This is a genomic window from Lysobacter soli (assembly GCF_009755585.1).
Lineage (GTDB): Bacteria > Pseudomonadota > Gammaproteobacteria > Xanthomonadales > Xanthomonadaceae > Lysobacter_J > Lysobacter_J soli.
On sequence record NZ_CP046603.1, the window covers coordinates 2,527,617 to 2,541,490 of the forward strand.

Consider the following 13,874-nt stretch of genomic DNA (forward strand, 5'->3'; position numbering starts at 1 on the left):
ATGACCGACGCAGTTTCCGAGCTTTACTCCGATACGTACGCACTCGCCCAGGACGCCGCCGATCCGCTGCGCGACATGCGCTCGCAGTTTCTGATCCCGCAACACGTCGGCGCCGACCAGGCGTACTTCGTCGGCAATTCGCTGGGGCTGCAGCCGCGGGGTGCGCGTGCGCACGTCGAGGAAGTGCTGGACAAGTGGGCGCACGAAGCCGTCGAAGGCCATTTCACCGGCCAGGCGCAATGGATGCCGTACCACGAACTGGTGCGCGAATCGCTCGCGCGACTGGTCGGTGCGAAGCCGCTGGAAGTCGTGGCGATGAACACGCTCACGGCGAACCTGCATTTCATGATGGTGAGCTTCTACCGTCCCACGCGCGAGCGGCCGGCGATCCTGGTCGAAGCAGGCGCGTTCCCGTCCGATCGCTACGCCGTCGAGTCGCAGATTCGTTTCCACGGATTCGATCCGGCGACGGACCTGATCGAAGTGCAGCCTGATCGCGACGATGGCACGACGTCGATGGAAGCGATCGAGCGCGCGATCGCCACGCACGGCGCGCGACTCGCCCTCGTGCTGTGGCCGGGCGTGCAGTACCGCACCGGACAGGCGTTCGACATGCCGCGCATCGTGAAGATCGCGCACGCGCACGGCGCCGTGTGCGGCTTCGACCTTGCGCACGCGGTGGGCAATCTCGAACTCGCGCTGCACGACAGCGGCGTCGATTTCGCCGTGTGGTGTCACTACAAGTACGTCAACAGCGGCCCGGGCGCGGTCGCCGGATGCTTCGTGCACGAGCGCCACGCGCACAGCGATCGCCCGCGTTTCGCCGGCTGGTGGGGGCATGAGCAGAACACGCGCTTCCGTATGGGCCCGCATTTCGTGCCGACGCCTGGCGCGGAAGGCTGGCAGCTGAGCAATCCGCCGATCCTCGGCATGGCGCCACTGCGCGCTTCGCTCGAGCTGTTCGATGCGGCCGGTATGCCCGCGCTGCGCGCGAAATCACTGCACCTGACGGGCTATCTCGAAGCGCTGATCCGCGAGCGGCTGGACGGCACGCTGCAGATCGTCACGCCGGCCGACCCCGCCCAGCGCGGCTGCCAGCTGTCCCTTCGCGTGATCGGCGGCCGCGGTCTCACCGGCCGCGACGCCGGACGCGCATTGTTCGATGACCTCGCCACGCGCGGCGTGCTGGGCGACTGGCGCGAACCGGACGTCATCCGCATCTCGCCCACCCCGCTCTACAACACGCACGCGGACGTGCTGCGCTTCGTGCGGGCGGTGGAGGCGTGGCGGGATGGTTGAGAACCGTCATTCCCGCGAAGGCGGGAATCCACGACTTACCGGCCCGCCTTCACGGGGATGACAGCAGGAAGAACACACACGTGAGCAAATCCGACAACCGCCACATCACCCTCATCGGCGCCGGCCTCGCCGGTGCGGTGCTCGCAACGCTGCTTGTGCAGCGCGGCTGGCGCGTGGACGTGTACGAGAAGCGCGGCGATCCGCGCGTGCAGGGCTACGGCGGTGGGCGCTCGATCAACCTCGCGCTGGCCGAGCGCGGCCGTCACGCGCTTCGACTCGCCGGTGCGGACGACGCGGTGATGAAGCACGCGGTGATGATGCGCGGCCGCATGGTGCACTTCCTCGATGGACGCACCGACCTGCAGCGCTACGGTCGCGACGATAGCGAAGTGATCTGGTCGGTGCATCGCGGGGAACTCAATGTCGTGCTGCTCGACATCGCCGAACGCGCCGGCGCGCGGCTGCACTTCGACCGGGGGTTGTCGAACGTCGATTTCGACGCGCGCATCGCGACGTTCACCGATCCGCGCGACGGCAGCACGCACCAGGCGGCATTCGAATCGCTTGTCGGTGCGGACGGCGCGGGATCGGCATTGCGTTCGGCGATGGCGAAGCAGGTCGATCTGGGCGAACGCACCGAATCGCTGGGGCATTCGTACAAGGAACTGGAGATCCCGCCGGCGCGGGACGGCAGCTTCAGCATCGAACCCAACGCACTGCACATCTGGCCGCGCGGCCGCTACATGTGCATTGCCCTGCCCAACGACGAACGCACCTTCACCGTCACGCTGTTCCTGCCCAACGAAGGCGATCCGAGCTTCGCGACGGTGCGTACCGGACGTGACGCGCGCGCGTTGTTCGAACGCGACTTCGCCGATGCGCTGCCGCTGATTCCGGATCTGGAGCAGGATTTCGAACGCAACCCGACCGGCATCCTCGCGACGCTCTACCTGGATCGCTGGCACCTGGACGGTCGCGCCGTGCTGCTGGGCGACGCCGCGCACGCGATGGTGCCGTTCCACGGGCAAGGCATGAACTGCGCGTTCGAGGACTGCGTCGCACTGGCCGAACAACTCGATGCGCAGCCCGATCGCGCAGCAGCATTCGCCGAGTTCCAGGCCGATCGCCTGCCGAACGCGCGTGCGATCCAGCAGATGGCGCTGGAGAATTACCTGGAGATGCGCGACCGCGTGGACGACGACGATTACCTGCTGCAGCGCGCGCTCGAACGCGAACTCGCGCAGCGTCATCCGGATCGTTTCATGCCGCGGTACGCGATGGTGACCTTCCACCGCATTCCGTACGCCACGGCATTCGAGCGCGGGCGGCAGCAGCGGGATCTGCTGGTGGATCTCACGCGCGGCCATGCGTCGCTCGACACGCTCGACTGGAGCGCGGTCGATGCCGCCGTGCGCGAACGCCTCTCGCCGCTGCCCGTGGACGCCTGACGTGCCGGGCAGCTTTCTTTTCTACGACCTGGAAACCTTCGGCGCCGATCCGCGCACCACGCGCATCGCGCAGTTCGCGGCGATCCGAACCGACTGCGACCTCAACCAGGTCGAAACGCCGATCAGCGTGTTCGTGCGGCCTGCCGACGACCTCCTGCCGTCGCCCGGCGCCACCATGGTCACCGGCATCACGCCGCAGCACGCGCTGCGCGAAGGCATGAGCGAAGCGGCGGCGTTCGCGTTGATCTTCGAGGAGATGGCGCGACCGGAAACCTGCTCGCTCGGCTACAACTCGCTGCGCTTCGACGACGAGTTCATCCGCCACGGCCTGTTCCGCAATTTCTTCGACGCGTACGAGCGCGAGTGGCGCGGCGGAAATTCGCGTTGGGACCTGCTCGACGTGTTGCGCCTAGCGCACGCGATCCGTCCGGACGGGCTGGTCTGGCCCACGCGCGAGGATGGCGCAACGTCGTTCAAGCTCGAGCACCTTGCCGAGGCCAACGGCGTGCGCATCGGCGACGCGCACGAGGCGCTGTCGGACGTGCGTGCGCTGATCGGCCTTGCGCGCAAGCTGAAGGAAGCGCAGCCGCGCCTGTGGGACTACGCGCTTCGCCTGCGCGACAAGCGCTACGCATCGAGCCTGCTCGACGTCATCGCGATGAAGCCCGTGCTGCACGTATCGCAGAAGTTCCCGGCCAGCCGCCTGTGCGCCGCGCCGGTGCTGCCGATCGCGCGACATCCGCGCATCGACAGCCGCGTGATCGTGTTCGATCTCGAACAGGATCCCGATGCACTGCTGCGCCTCAGCCCGGAAGGCATCGCCGAGCGTCTCTACGTGCGCGCGGTCGACCTGCCCGAAGGCGAGTCGCGCGTTGCGCTGAAGGAAGTGCACACCAACCGCTGTCCGGCGCTGATTTCGTGGGATCACCTGCGCGGGCCGGATTTCGACCGCCTGCGCATCGATCCGGTGCTCGCCGAGGAACGCGCCGCGCGCGTCCGCGAGGCCGGTCCGGCGATCGCCGAGAAAGTGCGGCAGGTGTTCGGCGCTGAGCGCGAACGTGTGGCCTCCGACGTGGATGCCTCGCTTTACGACGGCTTCATCGGCGACAGCGACAAGCGCCTGTTTCCGCAGGTGCGCACCACGCCGCCGGAATCGCTGGGGTTGGCCGAGTTCGCGTTCCGCGACGCGCGCCTGCCGGAGATGCTGTTCCGCTACCGCGCACGCAACTGGCCCGAAACGCTGGATGCGGAAGAATGGGCGCGCTGGAACGACTACCGTCGCTGGCGGCTGTACGACGAATCCGGCGCCTCGGAGTACAGCTTCGCGCGTTTCGCCGAGGAAATCGGCATGCTGCGCGCCCTGCACGCGCAGGACACGCAGAAGCAGGTATTGCTCGATCAGCTCGAAATCTGGGGGCGGGACATCGCGGCCGGGCTGGAATAAGCGCCCGCCGCGCCCCAGATAGGACCCAAGCCCCGGACTCCCCGCCTCATGGCCACCTATTTCAGCGAAGCAAGCTTCAAGTTCCTGCGCGGCATCGCGCGCAACAACAACCGTACGTGGTTCCAGACCCACAAGGCCGACTACGACGCGCACCTGAAGGAACCGTTCCAGCGCCTGCTGACCGACCTGCAGCCCGTGCTTGCCGGCGTAAGCGAGCACTATCGCGCCGCACCCAGCGGTGTCGGCGGCTCGCTGTTCCGCATCCAGCGCGACACGCGCTTCGCCAACGACAAGACGCCGTACAAGACCTGGCAGGGCGCGCGGCTGTTCCACGAGCGCGGGCGCCAGGTCGAAGCGCCGTCGTTCTACGTGCAGATCCAGCCGGGCAACTGCTTCGTCGGCGCGGGCCTGTGGCATCCGCAGCCGGACACGCTGCGTCGCGTGCGCCACTTCATCCTCGACAACCCGGGCAGCTGGAAAGCCGCCGCGCACGACGCGAAGTTCCGCCGACGCTTCGACCTCGACGAGGACGAGATGCTCACGCGCATGCCGCGCGGCTTCCCCGACGACTTCGAGTTCGCCGACGACCTCAAGCGCAAGAACTTCGTCGCGTTCCGCGTGATCGACGACGCGACGATGATCGGCCCACGCCTGCTGAAGACGCTGGAGACCGACCTGAACGGCATGGCGAAGTTCGTCGATTACCTGTGCGCGGCGCTGGACCTGGAATTCTGATCCGGAGCGAAGCCGCTCAACGCGGTGCGACGTAACCGCCCGCCACGCCCTTCGGCGACAGCACCAGCTGCCAAAGCTGCGAATGCCGGCTGCGGAAGGTCGCCATCGACGCGGACAGATAGAAGCGCCACATCCGGCGGAAGCGCTCGTCGTAGCGCTCGTCTAGCTGGGGCCAGGCGCGTTCGACGTTCGCGCGCCAGGCCTGCAGCGTGCGGTCATAGTCGGCACCGAAGTTGTGCCAGTCCTCCAGCACGAACAACCCTTCGCTCGCCTGCGCGATCTGCGCGGCCGACGGCAGCATGGAGTTCGGGAAGATGTACTTGCCGATCCACGGATCGGTATGCCGCACCGAGCGGTTGGTGCCGATGGTGTGCAGCAGGAACAGGCCGTCGTCGCCGAGGCAGCGCTGCGCGACTTCGAAGTACGTGCGGTAGTTCTTCACGCCGACGTGTTCGAACATGCCCAGCGAGAACGAACGGTCGAACCGCTCATCGAGCTCCCGGTAATCCTGCAGGCGGATGTCGATCGGCAATCCCTCACACAGCTCGCGCGCGAACGCCGCCTGTTCGCGCGAGACCGTCACGCCGACGCCGGTGATGCCGTAGCGTTCGGCCGCGAACTTCAGCGCCTCGCCCCAGCCGCAGCCGATGTCGAGCACCTTCATGCCCGGCTGCAGGCCGAGCTTGCGGCAGACCAGGTCGAGCTTGGCTTCCTGCGCGTCGTCGAGGTTGTCGATCAGCGCGCCGTCGCGGTCGCGCCAGTACGCGCAGCTGTAGACCAGGCGCTTGCCGAGCATCGCGCGATACAGGTCGTTGCCGAGGTCGTAGTGGCGCTCGCCGACCTGGAAGCTGCGCCGGCGACTCTGCAGGTTGGTGAAGCGCGCCCGCATCGCGTCGATGGCCAAGCCGATGCCGTGGACCTTCTGGTCGAGGTCCGCCGCGATCATGCGGTAGAGCATTCCGTCCAGCGACGGCACGCGCCACCACCCGTCCATGTACGACTCGCCCAGGCCGAGCGAGCCTTGCGAGAGCACGCGCGCGTGGAAGCGCTCGTCCTCGACGTGGAGGTCCCAGGGCCGGTCGCCGTCCAGGCGGACATCGGCCAACGACAACAGTTGCTCGACCCGACTGCGCAATGCGGACATGGCGACTCCGGCGAGGCGGACGCCGGCCTGCCCGGCGTCGGTGTGCCCGGCCGACGTGGCCGGGATGCCCGATCCTAGCGCGCCGGAGGCGTCGGGGTCGCGACGGGGGCCGGCGCGGGCGCGGCGGCGAACAGCGGCCGGAATTCCGGCGCCAGGTGCGGCAGTAGCACGTCGACGGGCACTTCCACCGTCTGCGTGCCGTCCGAATACGGCCCGACCTGGTAGGGCGCGAAGACGAACCGCAGGCCGGACAGGCGTCCGTCGGGCGCGGCGACCGGCTCGAACAGCGCGAAATCCGACGGATCCGGCTGCGTGCCGTCGTCGATCATCTTCGAGGCGTTCTTCACCACTTCCGCGCGTTCGTCGGCAGGCAGGTCGTCGGCATCCACGCGCTGCGACAGCGCCGCGTGCAGCTGCTCGCGAACGTAGTCGGAAATGGCCGTCCAGCCGGCGGCACTCGGAACCAGCTGCTGCGCCGTGAGCAGGCGGTTCTGCTTCGGCAACCAGACGAAGCGCGCGATCAGCGGCGCACCGTGCGCGCCGCCGGTGTAACTGCTGCCGTCGGCGGCCACGGCCACCACGTCGGGCGTGTGCATCAGTTCGGTGAAGCTCAGCGACAGGTCGTACGGCGCGCTGGTCGCACCGCCCGGCTGGCTGCGCGCCTTGGCGGCTTCGATGAGGTCGTTGCGCGCGGTGTCGGCGTATTTCTTCAGCTCCGCGGCAAGGCCCGGGTATTGCTCGGCCGGCACCTGGTAGCTGATGCCGATGATGTAGTCCGACGTGGATTCGGACACGTCTTCCAGCTTCACGTCGGCAGGCGCGACGATGGCCGTATCGCCCGGCGCCGTGGCGGGCGCGCCGGGGGTGGCGACGGGAGCGGCGGGTTCGGGTTCGCGCTTGCACGCGATGAGCGCTGCGGACAGCGCGAGGGGCAACAACAATCGCTTCATGGGCAATCCCTTGTCATCGCCGCAGGTTAGCGGCGGCGGCGTGATGCCCGGATCGACGCATCCCGGGCCGCGCGCGGGATTACCAGTTGTCGCGCCTGGGCAACAGGCCGCGCAGTTCGGCGTCGGTGAGGTTGCGCCACTGGCCGGGCTTGAGGTGCCCGAGCTTGACGTTGCCGATGCGCACGCGCATGAGCTGCTTCACGCGGAAGCCGAAGTGCGCGGCCATCAGGCGGATCTGGCGGTTGAGGCCCTGCACCAGCACGATGCGGAAGCCGAACCGGTTCAGGCGCCCGGTCTTGCACGGCAGCGTGGTTTCGCCGTGCACCGGTACGCCGCGCGCCATGCCGCGCAGGAATTCGTCGGTCACCGCGTGGTTCACCGCGACCAGGTATTCCTTCTCCAGCTTGTTCTCGGCGCGCAGGATCTCGTTGACGATGTCGCCGTTGCTGGTCAGCAGGATCAGCCCTTCGGAATCCTTGTCCAGGCGGCCGATCGGGAAGATGCGGCGTTCGTGGCCGACGAAGTCGACGATGTTGCCCTTCACCGTGGACTCGGTCGTGCAGGTCACGCCGACCGGCTTGTTGAGCGCGATGTAGACGTGCTGGCGCTTGTTCTTTGCGACCGTGCGCGCCTTCAGCGGCTGGCCGTCGACCAGGACTTCATCGCCCTCGCCCACTTCGGCGCCGACGCGCGCGCGCAGGCCGTTGACCGTGACCCGGCCTTCGGCGATGAGGCCGTCGGCCTCGCGCCGCGAGCAGTAGCCGGTGTCGCTGATGTGCTTGTTCAGGCGCATGCGCGGTAGCGCCGATGCGGCGCGGGTGTCGGGGGACGGGGCGCGAATGCTGTCACACCTTGGCCTTCCACGCACCCCGGCGGGCGCTCAAGGCGATTCCCCGTCGGCCGAGGGGCCGGGAAAGCGGCGCTTCCGGGCGGGCTGTCTGAATCCGGCGCCTGCCGCCACGGAACCGCCGCTTCCGGCCACTGACTTGGGCCGTCAGGCGAGCAGCTGGTTGTATTCCGGATGCCGCTCCGCCCACGCGGCCGCGTAGGCGCACCGGGGATGTACGTGCCAGCCCTGCGCCTTGGCGTATTCGAAGGCGGCCTTCACCAGTTCGCCTGCAATGCCCCGCCCGCCGATGGCGTCCGGCACGCCGGTGTGGGTGATCACCAGGCGGTCGCCTTCGCGCTGGTACTCCAGCACGGCGACCTCGCCATCGACGGTGGTGGTGAAGACGCCCGATGCGGGATCGTGCTCGATCTGGTGCGTGGTCATGACGGAATCCGGTGGAAGCCAGGCGCGATCATGCCGCGCTCAGCGTGCATCGCGCTTGCCCTGGTTGCGTCGATCCTGGCTGCTGATGTGGCCCTGGTTTCCCTCCAGGCGGATCTCGGCGTTGTGCAGTTCCTGGGCTTTTTCGGCGGCGCTGTCGGACATCGCGCCCGACCCACCGCCGTGCCCGTGGTTCGCCTCGAACTGCTGCCACGGCGGCGGCTGGTGATCGCGCTCCTGCTTGGCGGCCAGCAATTCGCGCGTGTTCGCCAACGCCTGCTCGGGGGTGATCTGCGGCTTCTCCTCGCGAGCACGACGACGCGGCGCCTTGGCGGCGGCGGTTGCGTTGGAAGGCGTCTGGCGCGAGGGGGTCTTGCGGGCGGCGGTCGCCTGTTTGGCGGTGGCCTTCCGGGCGGCGGTCTTCTTCGCGGCGGTCTTCTTCGCTGCGACCTTCGTCGCCGCGGACTTCTTGGTGGCGACCTTCTTGGTGGCGACCTTCTTCGTCGCGGACTTCTTCGCCGGGGCCTTCGTGGCCGCGGTCTTCTTCGTCGAAGCCTTCTTCGCGGGGACCTTCTTCGTCGCCGCTTTGGCCGACTTCGCGGCCTTGCCGACGGCCTTCTTCGCTGCCTTCGCAGGTGCCTTCTTCGCGGTCTTCTTCGAAGCGGCTTTCTTCGCGGGCGCCTTGCGGGCCGTGGTCTTCTTGCCGGCCTTCCTCATCGCCATGCCTGGACTCCTGGCTCAACGGGGAATTCCGGCATATCACGGGCTGCATTCATGCCGGGTGAGCGCCGACCCGCTGCGTCACGCGCGCGAACGCGTGGCGACCGGATCTGACCGCTTGCGTCACATCGCGTCGGCCAGATCCTCATCACGACGTGTGGCACGGAATCTGCGTGATCCAGTACCGGAAATGCGCTTGGGGAAGCGCTCCGCACGCCCGGGAGGACACCAATGACCCTGCATCACCTGACGCTCGACCACCTGAGCGACGACGCACTGATGTCCCGCCTGTACGAACTGGCGCGCAACGACCGCCACACCGTGGAAACCGCGCAGATCGACGCCGAAGTCTATTCGCGCCTGCTCCAGACCTACGGCGACGCCGAACCCGACACCGCCTGCGTCGCGGCGTAACCCGGAATACCGGGCGGGGCGCGATGCCCCGCCGCGATGCCTTGCCGCATCAGCCCCCGAACGAGGGGCTCATCAGCCGTTGCAGGAAGGCCCCGCCGAAGCGCGGCTCCATCAGCAGCATGAACAACACGCCGTAGATCGCGCCGGAGATGTGCGCGCTGTGGTTGATGTTGTCGCCGCCGCGCTTGTCCATGTAGATCGAATAGCCGATGTACATGACGGCGTACAGGATCGCCGGCATCGGCAGGAAGAACACGAAGATCAGCGCCCACGGCTGCAGCAGGATGAAGGCGAACAGCACCGCCGATACCGCGCCCGACGCGCCCAGGCTCCGGTACGTGGGATCGTGCCGGTGGCGCAGGTACGTCGGCAGGATCGCGATCACTATCGCCGACAGGTAGAACAGCACGAACCCGAGCGGCCCGACCAGCTCGGCCATCACGCGCTCGATCTCACGGCCGAAGAAATACAGCGTGATCATGTTGAACAGCAGGTGCGACCAGTCGGCATGGATGAAGCCATGCGTCAGCAGCCGGTCGTACTGCTTTTTCCGGTCGATCGCCGGCGGCCACAGGATCAGGCGGTCCAGCAGCGCCGGCCGCTCGAAGGCGAGCCAGGACACCAGCACGGTCACGGCGATCAGGGCGAAGGTCAGCATTCAGTGGGTTCCAGTGTTCGTCCGGTTCGATCGCCCGATCATGGAGGATCAGGCGTGACGGTAGTTGTCCTGCATCGGGTAACGCCGCGCGTACAGCGCGAACGCCGCCGCCGCAATGAAGGCGAAGCCGGCGAAGAAGAACATCAGGAAGGCGTTCTCGCTGAGCCCGGTGGCGCCGATGTGCGAGGTCACGTAGTCGTTGCGCACGCCCGCGTTGGTCAGCAGCACCCACAGGCTGCCGAACGTGCTGGCGAGGTACCAGAAGGCCATGATCACGCCCTTCATCGCCTGCGGCGCCTGGCTGTAAGCGAACTCGAGCGCGGTCGCCGACACGAGCACCTCGCCGAAGGTCAGCAGCGCGTACGGCAGGATCTGCCACGCCAGCGAGACCGGGTCGCCGCCGTCGATGTAGAGCTGCAGCGCGCCGGCGATCACCCAGGCCACGCCCGAGAACGCGATGCCCGCTCCCATGCGGCGCAGCGCGGTGGGCTCGAAGCCCATGCGCTTGAGCGCCGGGTACAGCACCAGGTTGTTGAACGGAATCAGCAGCATCACCAGCGCGGGATTCAGCGCCTGCATCTGCGCGGCGTCGCGCACCAGCCAGCTCGGCCACCACCACGCGTCGTGCGGCATCGCCATCTGGTTGCCCTGCAGCACCCACGTCGAGGCCTTCTGGTCGAACAGCGACCAGAACGGCGTGGTCAGCGCGAACACGATCAGGATGCGCAGCACGGCGCGCACGCCGTCGACCGCCGCGTCCGGATGCGCGCCGCGGGCGCGGTCGAGCTGCATCGACGTGCCGATGCCGCCGAAGGCGATCACCGCGCCCAGCGCCAGACACGCGGAGATGACGAAGCCGAACGATTCGGGCCACCACGACAGACCGACCGTCGCATGCAGCGCCCAGCCGAGCAGCAGGCCCGCCGCCAGCGCGAACCCGCCCATCGCGACGAGGAAACCGCCGCGCCCCTGCCCCGGCGCGAGCAGCGCGGTGCGCGCGACGTGCAGGAACGAGTTCGGATCCGACGCCGCCGGCGGCACGTTGATGTACTGCTTGCGGCCGAGCCAGAAGATGAAGGTCGCGATGAACATCAGCGCGCCCGGGATGCCGAACGCCACCGCCGGCCCGTATTCGCGCAGGAAGATGGGCATCAGCAGCGAGGCGAAGAAGCTGCCGAAGTTGATGATCCAGTAGAAGCCGTCGAAGACCTTGCGCGCCAGGTGCTTGTTGGTCTGGTCGAACTGGTCGCCGACGAACGACACCACCAGCGGCTTGATGCCGCCCGAGCCGAGCGCGATCAGGAACAAACCGGTGTAGAAGCCGTTGCGGTTGTTCTCGAACAGCGCCAGGCACGCGTGGCCGGCGCAGTAGATCAGCGAGAACCACAGCACCGTGCGGTACTTGCCGAAGAAGCGGTCGGCCAGCCAGCCGCCAAGCAGCGGGAAGAAGTACACGCCGATGACGAAGGTGTGGAAGACCTCCTTTGCCATGCCCGCGCGCTCGCCTTCGGGCAGGTACGCCAGCAGCGCGCTGGAGGCCAGGAACTGCACCAGGATGTTGCGCATCCCGTAGAAGCTGAAGCGCTCGCAGCCTTCGTTGCCGATGATGTAGGGAATCTGGCGCGGAAGCCTGTTGCTGCTTTCGGCCGGGGCTGCGGTCGCGGGAATCGTCATCCGGTTCTGCCTGTACTCGTGATCGCCGCGACTCCGTTCGCCTGGCGGGACGGCGCCCGTCGCGGTGCGTCGGCGACGGGCAAAAAACAGGCGGAGCTCAGACCCCGCCGTGCCCGGAGAGTACCAAGGGGGCCGCGGCAAGCGAAGTGCTGGGCTGGGCGGGATGGGTTGCCCAGCCTTCGGGCGTGACCATGCGGAGGGTTGGATTCCTGCCTCTTCGCGGGAATGACAGCATCGAGAAGCCGCTCGCAAACCACCTCGTCATCCCCGCGAAGGCGGGGATCCAACTCTGGCCGGATCAAGTCTTCCGCCCGCCTCGGGCGTGACGATGCGGACGGATGGATTCCCGCCTACGCGGGAATGACAGCATCAAAAGGCGACTCCGCTCCCCACCCGTCATCCCCGCGCAGGCGGGGATCCAGCTATGGCAGCGTCACGCCTTCCGCCGCCGTCGGGCATGACGGTACGGAAGCATGGATTCCCGCCTTCGCGGGAATGACGGCATGGAAAGGCGGCGGGCGCGACCGCAAAACCTAGTCCGCCGCTTCCACTCCATCGGCCAGGTCCGCGGCGTCATCGAATCCGGCGCCGTCTTCTTCGGCGATCGAAGCGGCATCGGCCGCCGGCTCCGCACCCTGCACCTCCAGCGTGTACTGGAAGTTCTGCATCATCTGACGCGGGCCTTCGCGGTATGCCGCAGCGATCGCCAGCGTGTGCTGGCCTGGCGGCAGCGGCTTGAGCATCAGCCAGTAGCCGTCGGTGGCGACGGCCGGGTCGTTCGAGGTCAGCGTGAAGCACGACTCGCCGGCGGCGCGCATGCGCTGGTACTGGCCTATGGGACGGCCATCGAGCAGCACGAGCCCGGTGTAGACGTGGTCGACGAAGTTCGCCGCGCGCTGCTGCTTCTGCGTGCAGCTGAGCGCTTCCGTCTCGCCCGGCTCGCCGGCGCCGACGGCCCGCGTGATCAGCGGGACGAATAGGTGGCGATCGGCCGGAATCGTGCAGGTGCGCATCGCGTCGAACGAACCGTCGGTGCCGGCGAGGAACCACACCGGACCGTCCTGGTGCTCCGCACAGCGGCTGCCATCGCGATCCTGGTACGGCGCCTTGCCATCGAAGCGGCTGGCCCACTGCCACCAGCGCGACGACCACTGCGTCTGCGCGGCATCGGCCACGGCGACATCGGCAGGCACCCAGCGGTCGTCCAGGCTCACCACCGGCGGCGGTGGCGGCGCCTCCTTCTGCTGGCTCCAGCCCAGTTCCTCGCGGATGTCCTGCACTTCCTTGCAGCCGGTGGCGAGCAGCGCACCGGCCGCGCACATGGTCGCCAACGCCGCGCGCGCGGCGGTCGAAAGGTTCATGCCCATTCGGTCAGCCCCTCGCGTTCGTAGAGCGTGCGGAACGACGGCCGCGCCTTCATGCGTTCGGCCAGCGTCGCCAGATGCGGCCACGTGTGGCCCGGGCGCGGCATGTTGCGCGTCCAGCGCATCAGCATCGTCAGGTAGAAGTCCGCCGCGCTCAGGCGATCGCCCAGCAGGTACGGACCGTTCGCGGCGAGGTGCGCGTCGAGCCGGTCCCACGTCGCCTCGATGCGGCCGCGCGCGCCGGCCTGCACGCGGTCGGTGTGGTCGGCGTCGATGTCCTGCGGATACCACCACAGCCGCAGCGGCGACTGCAGCGTGTTGGCGAGGTTAAGGATCCACTGCAGGTACGCGCCGCGCTGCGGGTCGTCCAGCGCCGGCGCGAGCCCCGCCTGCGGATGGCGATCGGCGACGTGCAGCACGAGCGCCGCAGCCTCGTACAGCGGCTGGCCGTCGGCGACGAGCGTGGGCACCACGCCATTGGGATTGAGCGCGAGGTACTCCGCGCTTTTCTGCTGGCCGGCTTTGGTATCGACCAGCGCGAGTTCGTGCGGGACGTCCAGCTCGATGAGCAGCCAATGGACGACCAGACTCGCCGCCCCGGGCGAGTAGTAAAGACGGTACATGCGGCATTCCCCCGGAATGAGCGCGAATGATCGCATGCCGTTCATGCGGCGAACCGGGCGGAAGGTCACGTCATTCCCGCTTCAGGCTTTCGCGCGGCGTCCACCCGCGCGGGCGGATGGTGAAGTCCCGC

14 protein-coding genes are annotated in these 13,874 nt (G+C 68.0%); 5 read left to right on the top strand and 9 right to left on the bottom strand.

Annotation, left to right across the window (positions count from 1 at the left end):
- The 4 genes from kynU to GOY17_RS11505 all read left to right on the top strand — a co-directional run bounded on the left by kynU (position 1) and on the right by GOY17_RS11505 (position 4,926).
- Complete coding sequence (gene kynU / locus GOY17_RS11490) at positions 1-1,299, top strand: kynureninase (protein ID WP_157030506.1); 1,299 nt, start codon at positions 1-3, stop codon at positions 1,297-1,299.
- Between the two features lie 80 nt (positions 1,300-1,379).
- On the top strand, positions 1,380-2,747 hold the full coding sequence (locus GOY17_RS11495; protein WP_157030507.1) for an FAD-dependent oxidoreductase: 1,368 nt from the start codon (positions 1,380-1,382) through the stop codon (positions 2,745-2,747).
- Between the two features lies 1 nt (position 2,748).
- Positions 2,749-4,191 (top strand): exodeoxyribonuclease I, encoded by a 1,443-nt coding sequence (gene sbcB / locus GOY17_RS11500; RefSeq protein WP_157031702.1) that lies wholly within the window; start codon positions 2,749-2,751, stop codon positions 4,189-4,191.
- Positions 4,192-4,239: 48 nt separating this feature from the next.
- Entirely contained in the window at positions 4,240-4,926 is a 687-nt protein-coding gene (locus tag GOY17_RS11505; RefSeq protein WP_157030508.1) for a DUF2461 domain-containing protein, read from the top strand.
- Positions 4,927-4,942: 16 nt separating this feature from the next.
- Here the strand turns inward: GOY17_RS11505 and cfa are convergent, their stop codons facing one another.
- From cfa to GOY17_RS11530, 5 genes are all read right to left on the bottom strand, one after another.
- Positions 4,943-6,070: a cyclopropane fatty acyl phospholipid synthase gene (cfa, locus tag GOY17_RS11510; protein WP_157030509.1), complete on the bottom strand. Its 1,128-nt coding sequence runs from the start codon at positions 6,068-6,070 to the stop codon at positions 4,943-4,945.
- Positions 6,071-6,144: 74 nt separating this feature from the next.
- Positions 6,145-7,020: a PdaC/RsiV family protein gene (locus GOY17_RS11515; RefSeq protein ID WP_157030510.1), complete on the bottom strand. Its 876-nt coding sequence runs from the start codon at positions 7,018-7,020 to the stop codon at positions 6,145-6,147.
- A 79-nt stretch (positions 7,021-7,099) separates the two neighbouring features.
- Positions 7,100-7,813: a pseudouridine synthase gene (locus tag GOY17_RS11520; RefSeq protein WP_157030511.1), complete on the bottom strand. Its 714-nt coding sequence runs from the start codon at positions 7,811-7,813 to the stop codon at positions 7,100-7,102.
- Positions 7,814-8,014: 201 nt separating this feature from the next.
- Positions 8,015-8,293 (bottom strand): GNAT family N-acetyltransferase, encoded by a 279-nt coding sequence (locus GOY17_RS11525; RefSeq protein ID WP_115841705.1) that lies wholly within the window; start codon positions 8,291-8,293, stop codon positions 8,015-8,017.
- 39 nt (positions 8,294-8,332) lie between these two features.
- Positions 8,333-9,013, bottom strand: a complete 681-nt coding sequence (locus tag GOY17_RS11530) for a hypothetical protein (RefSeq protein WP_157030512.1) — start codon at positions 9,011-9,013, stop codon at positions 8,333-8,335.
- Between the two features lie 228 nt (positions 9,014-9,241).
- On the opposite strand from GOY17_RS11530, the gene GOY17_RS11535 reads away from it, so the two are divergent.
- Positions 9,242-9,424 carry a hypothetical protein gene (locus GOY17_RS11535; protein ID WP_157030513.1) on the top strand — a complete coding sequence of 61 codons (183 nt, stop codon included), beginning with the start codon at positions 9,242-9,244 and terminating at the stop codon, positions 9,422-9,424.
- A 49-nt stretch (positions 9,425-9,473) separates the two neighbouring features.
- Here the strand turns inward: GOY17_RS11535 and GOY17_RS11540 are convergent, their stop codons facing one another.
- The 4 genes from GOY17_RS11540 to GOY17_RS11555 form a co-directional block, all read right to left on the bottom strand.
- Positions 9,474-10,082 (bottom strand): rhomboid family intramembrane serine protease, encoded by a 609-nt coding sequence (locus tag GOY17_RS11540; RefSeq protein WP_157030514.1) that lies wholly within the window; start codon positions 10,080-10,082, stop codon positions 9,474-9,476.
- A gap of 48 nt (positions 10,083-10,130) precedes the next feature.
- On the bottom strand, positions 10,131-11,756 hold the full coding sequence (locus tag GOY17_RS11545) for a POT-type proton-dependent oligopeptide transporter (protein ID WP_157030515.1): 1,626 nt from the start codon (positions 11,754-11,756) through the stop codon (positions 10,131-10,133).
- Positions 11,757-12,289: 533 nt separating this feature from the next.
- Positions 12,290-13,117, bottom strand: a complete 828-nt coding sequence (locus tag GOY17_RS11550) for a hypothetical protein (protein ID WP_157030516.1) — start codon at positions 13,115-13,117, stop codon at positions 12,290-12,292.
- The gene (locus GOY17_RS11555) at positions 13,114-13,743 is read right to left on the bottom strand and encodes a glutathione S-transferase family protein (protein ID WP_157030517.1); all 630 of its coding nucleotides are present in this window, start codon (positions 13,741-13,743) and stop codon (positions 13,114-13,116) included. The genes GOY17_RS11550 and GOY17_RS11555 overlap by 4 nt, the downstream gene beginning before the upstream one ends.
- Positions 13,744-13,874: the final 131 nt, after the last annotated feature.

What these genes read in the sequence shown, in the direction of transcription:
- GOY17_RS11545 (WP_157030515.1), bottom strand. Translation starts at nt 11,756, where the DNA reads ATGACGATTCCCGCGACCGCAGCCCCGGCCGAAAGCAGCAACAGGCTT.
- GOY17_RS11505 (WP_157030508.1), top strand. Translation starts at nt 4,240, where the DNA reads ATGGCCACCTATTTCAGCGAAGCAAGCTTCAAGTTCCTGCGCGGCATC.
- GOY17_RS11525 (WP_115841705.1), bottom strand. Translation starts at nt 8,293, where the DNA reads ATGACCACGCACCAGATCGAGCACGATCCCGCATCGGGCGTCTTCACC.
- GOY17_RS11555 (WP_157030517.1), bottom strand. Translation starts at nt 13,743, where the DNA reads ATGTACCGTCTTTACTACTCGCCCGGGGCGGCGAGTCTGGTCGTCCAT.
- GOY17_RS11540 (WP_157030514.1), bottom strand. Translation starts at nt 10,082, where the DNA reads ATGCTGACCTTCGCCCTGATCGCCGTGACCGTGCTGGTGTCCTGGCTC.
- kynU (WP_157030506.1), top strand. Translation starts at nt 1, where the DNA reads ATGACCGACGCAGTTTCCGAGCTTTACTCCGATACGTACGCACTCGCC.
- GOY17_RS11515 (WP_157030510.1), bottom strand. Translation starts at nt 7,020, where the DNA reads ATGAAGCGATTGTTGTTGCCCCTCGCGCTGTCCGCAGCGCTCATCGCG.
- GOY17_RS11550 (WP_157030516.1), bottom strand. Translation starts at nt 13,117, where the DNA reads ATGAACCTTTCGACCGCCGCGCGCGCGGCGTTGGCGACCATGTGCGCG.
- GOY17_RS11520 (WP_157030511.1), bottom strand. Translation starts at nt 7,813, where the DNA reads ATGCGCCTGAACAAGCACATCAGCGACACCGGCTACTGCTCGCGGCGC.
- cfa (WP_157030509.1), bottom strand. Translation starts at nt 6,070, where the DNA reads ATGTCCGCATTGCGCAGTCGGGTCGAGCAACTGTTGTCGTTGGCCGAT.
- GOY17_RS11535 (WP_157030513.1), top strand. Translation starts at nt 9,242, where the DNA reads ATGACCCTGCATCACCTGACGCTCGACCACCTGAGCGACGACGCACTG.
- GOY17_RS11530 (WP_157030512.1), bottom strand. Translation starts at nt 9,013, where the DNA reads ATGGCGATGAGGAAGGCCGGCAAGAAGACCACGGCCCGCAAGGCGCCC.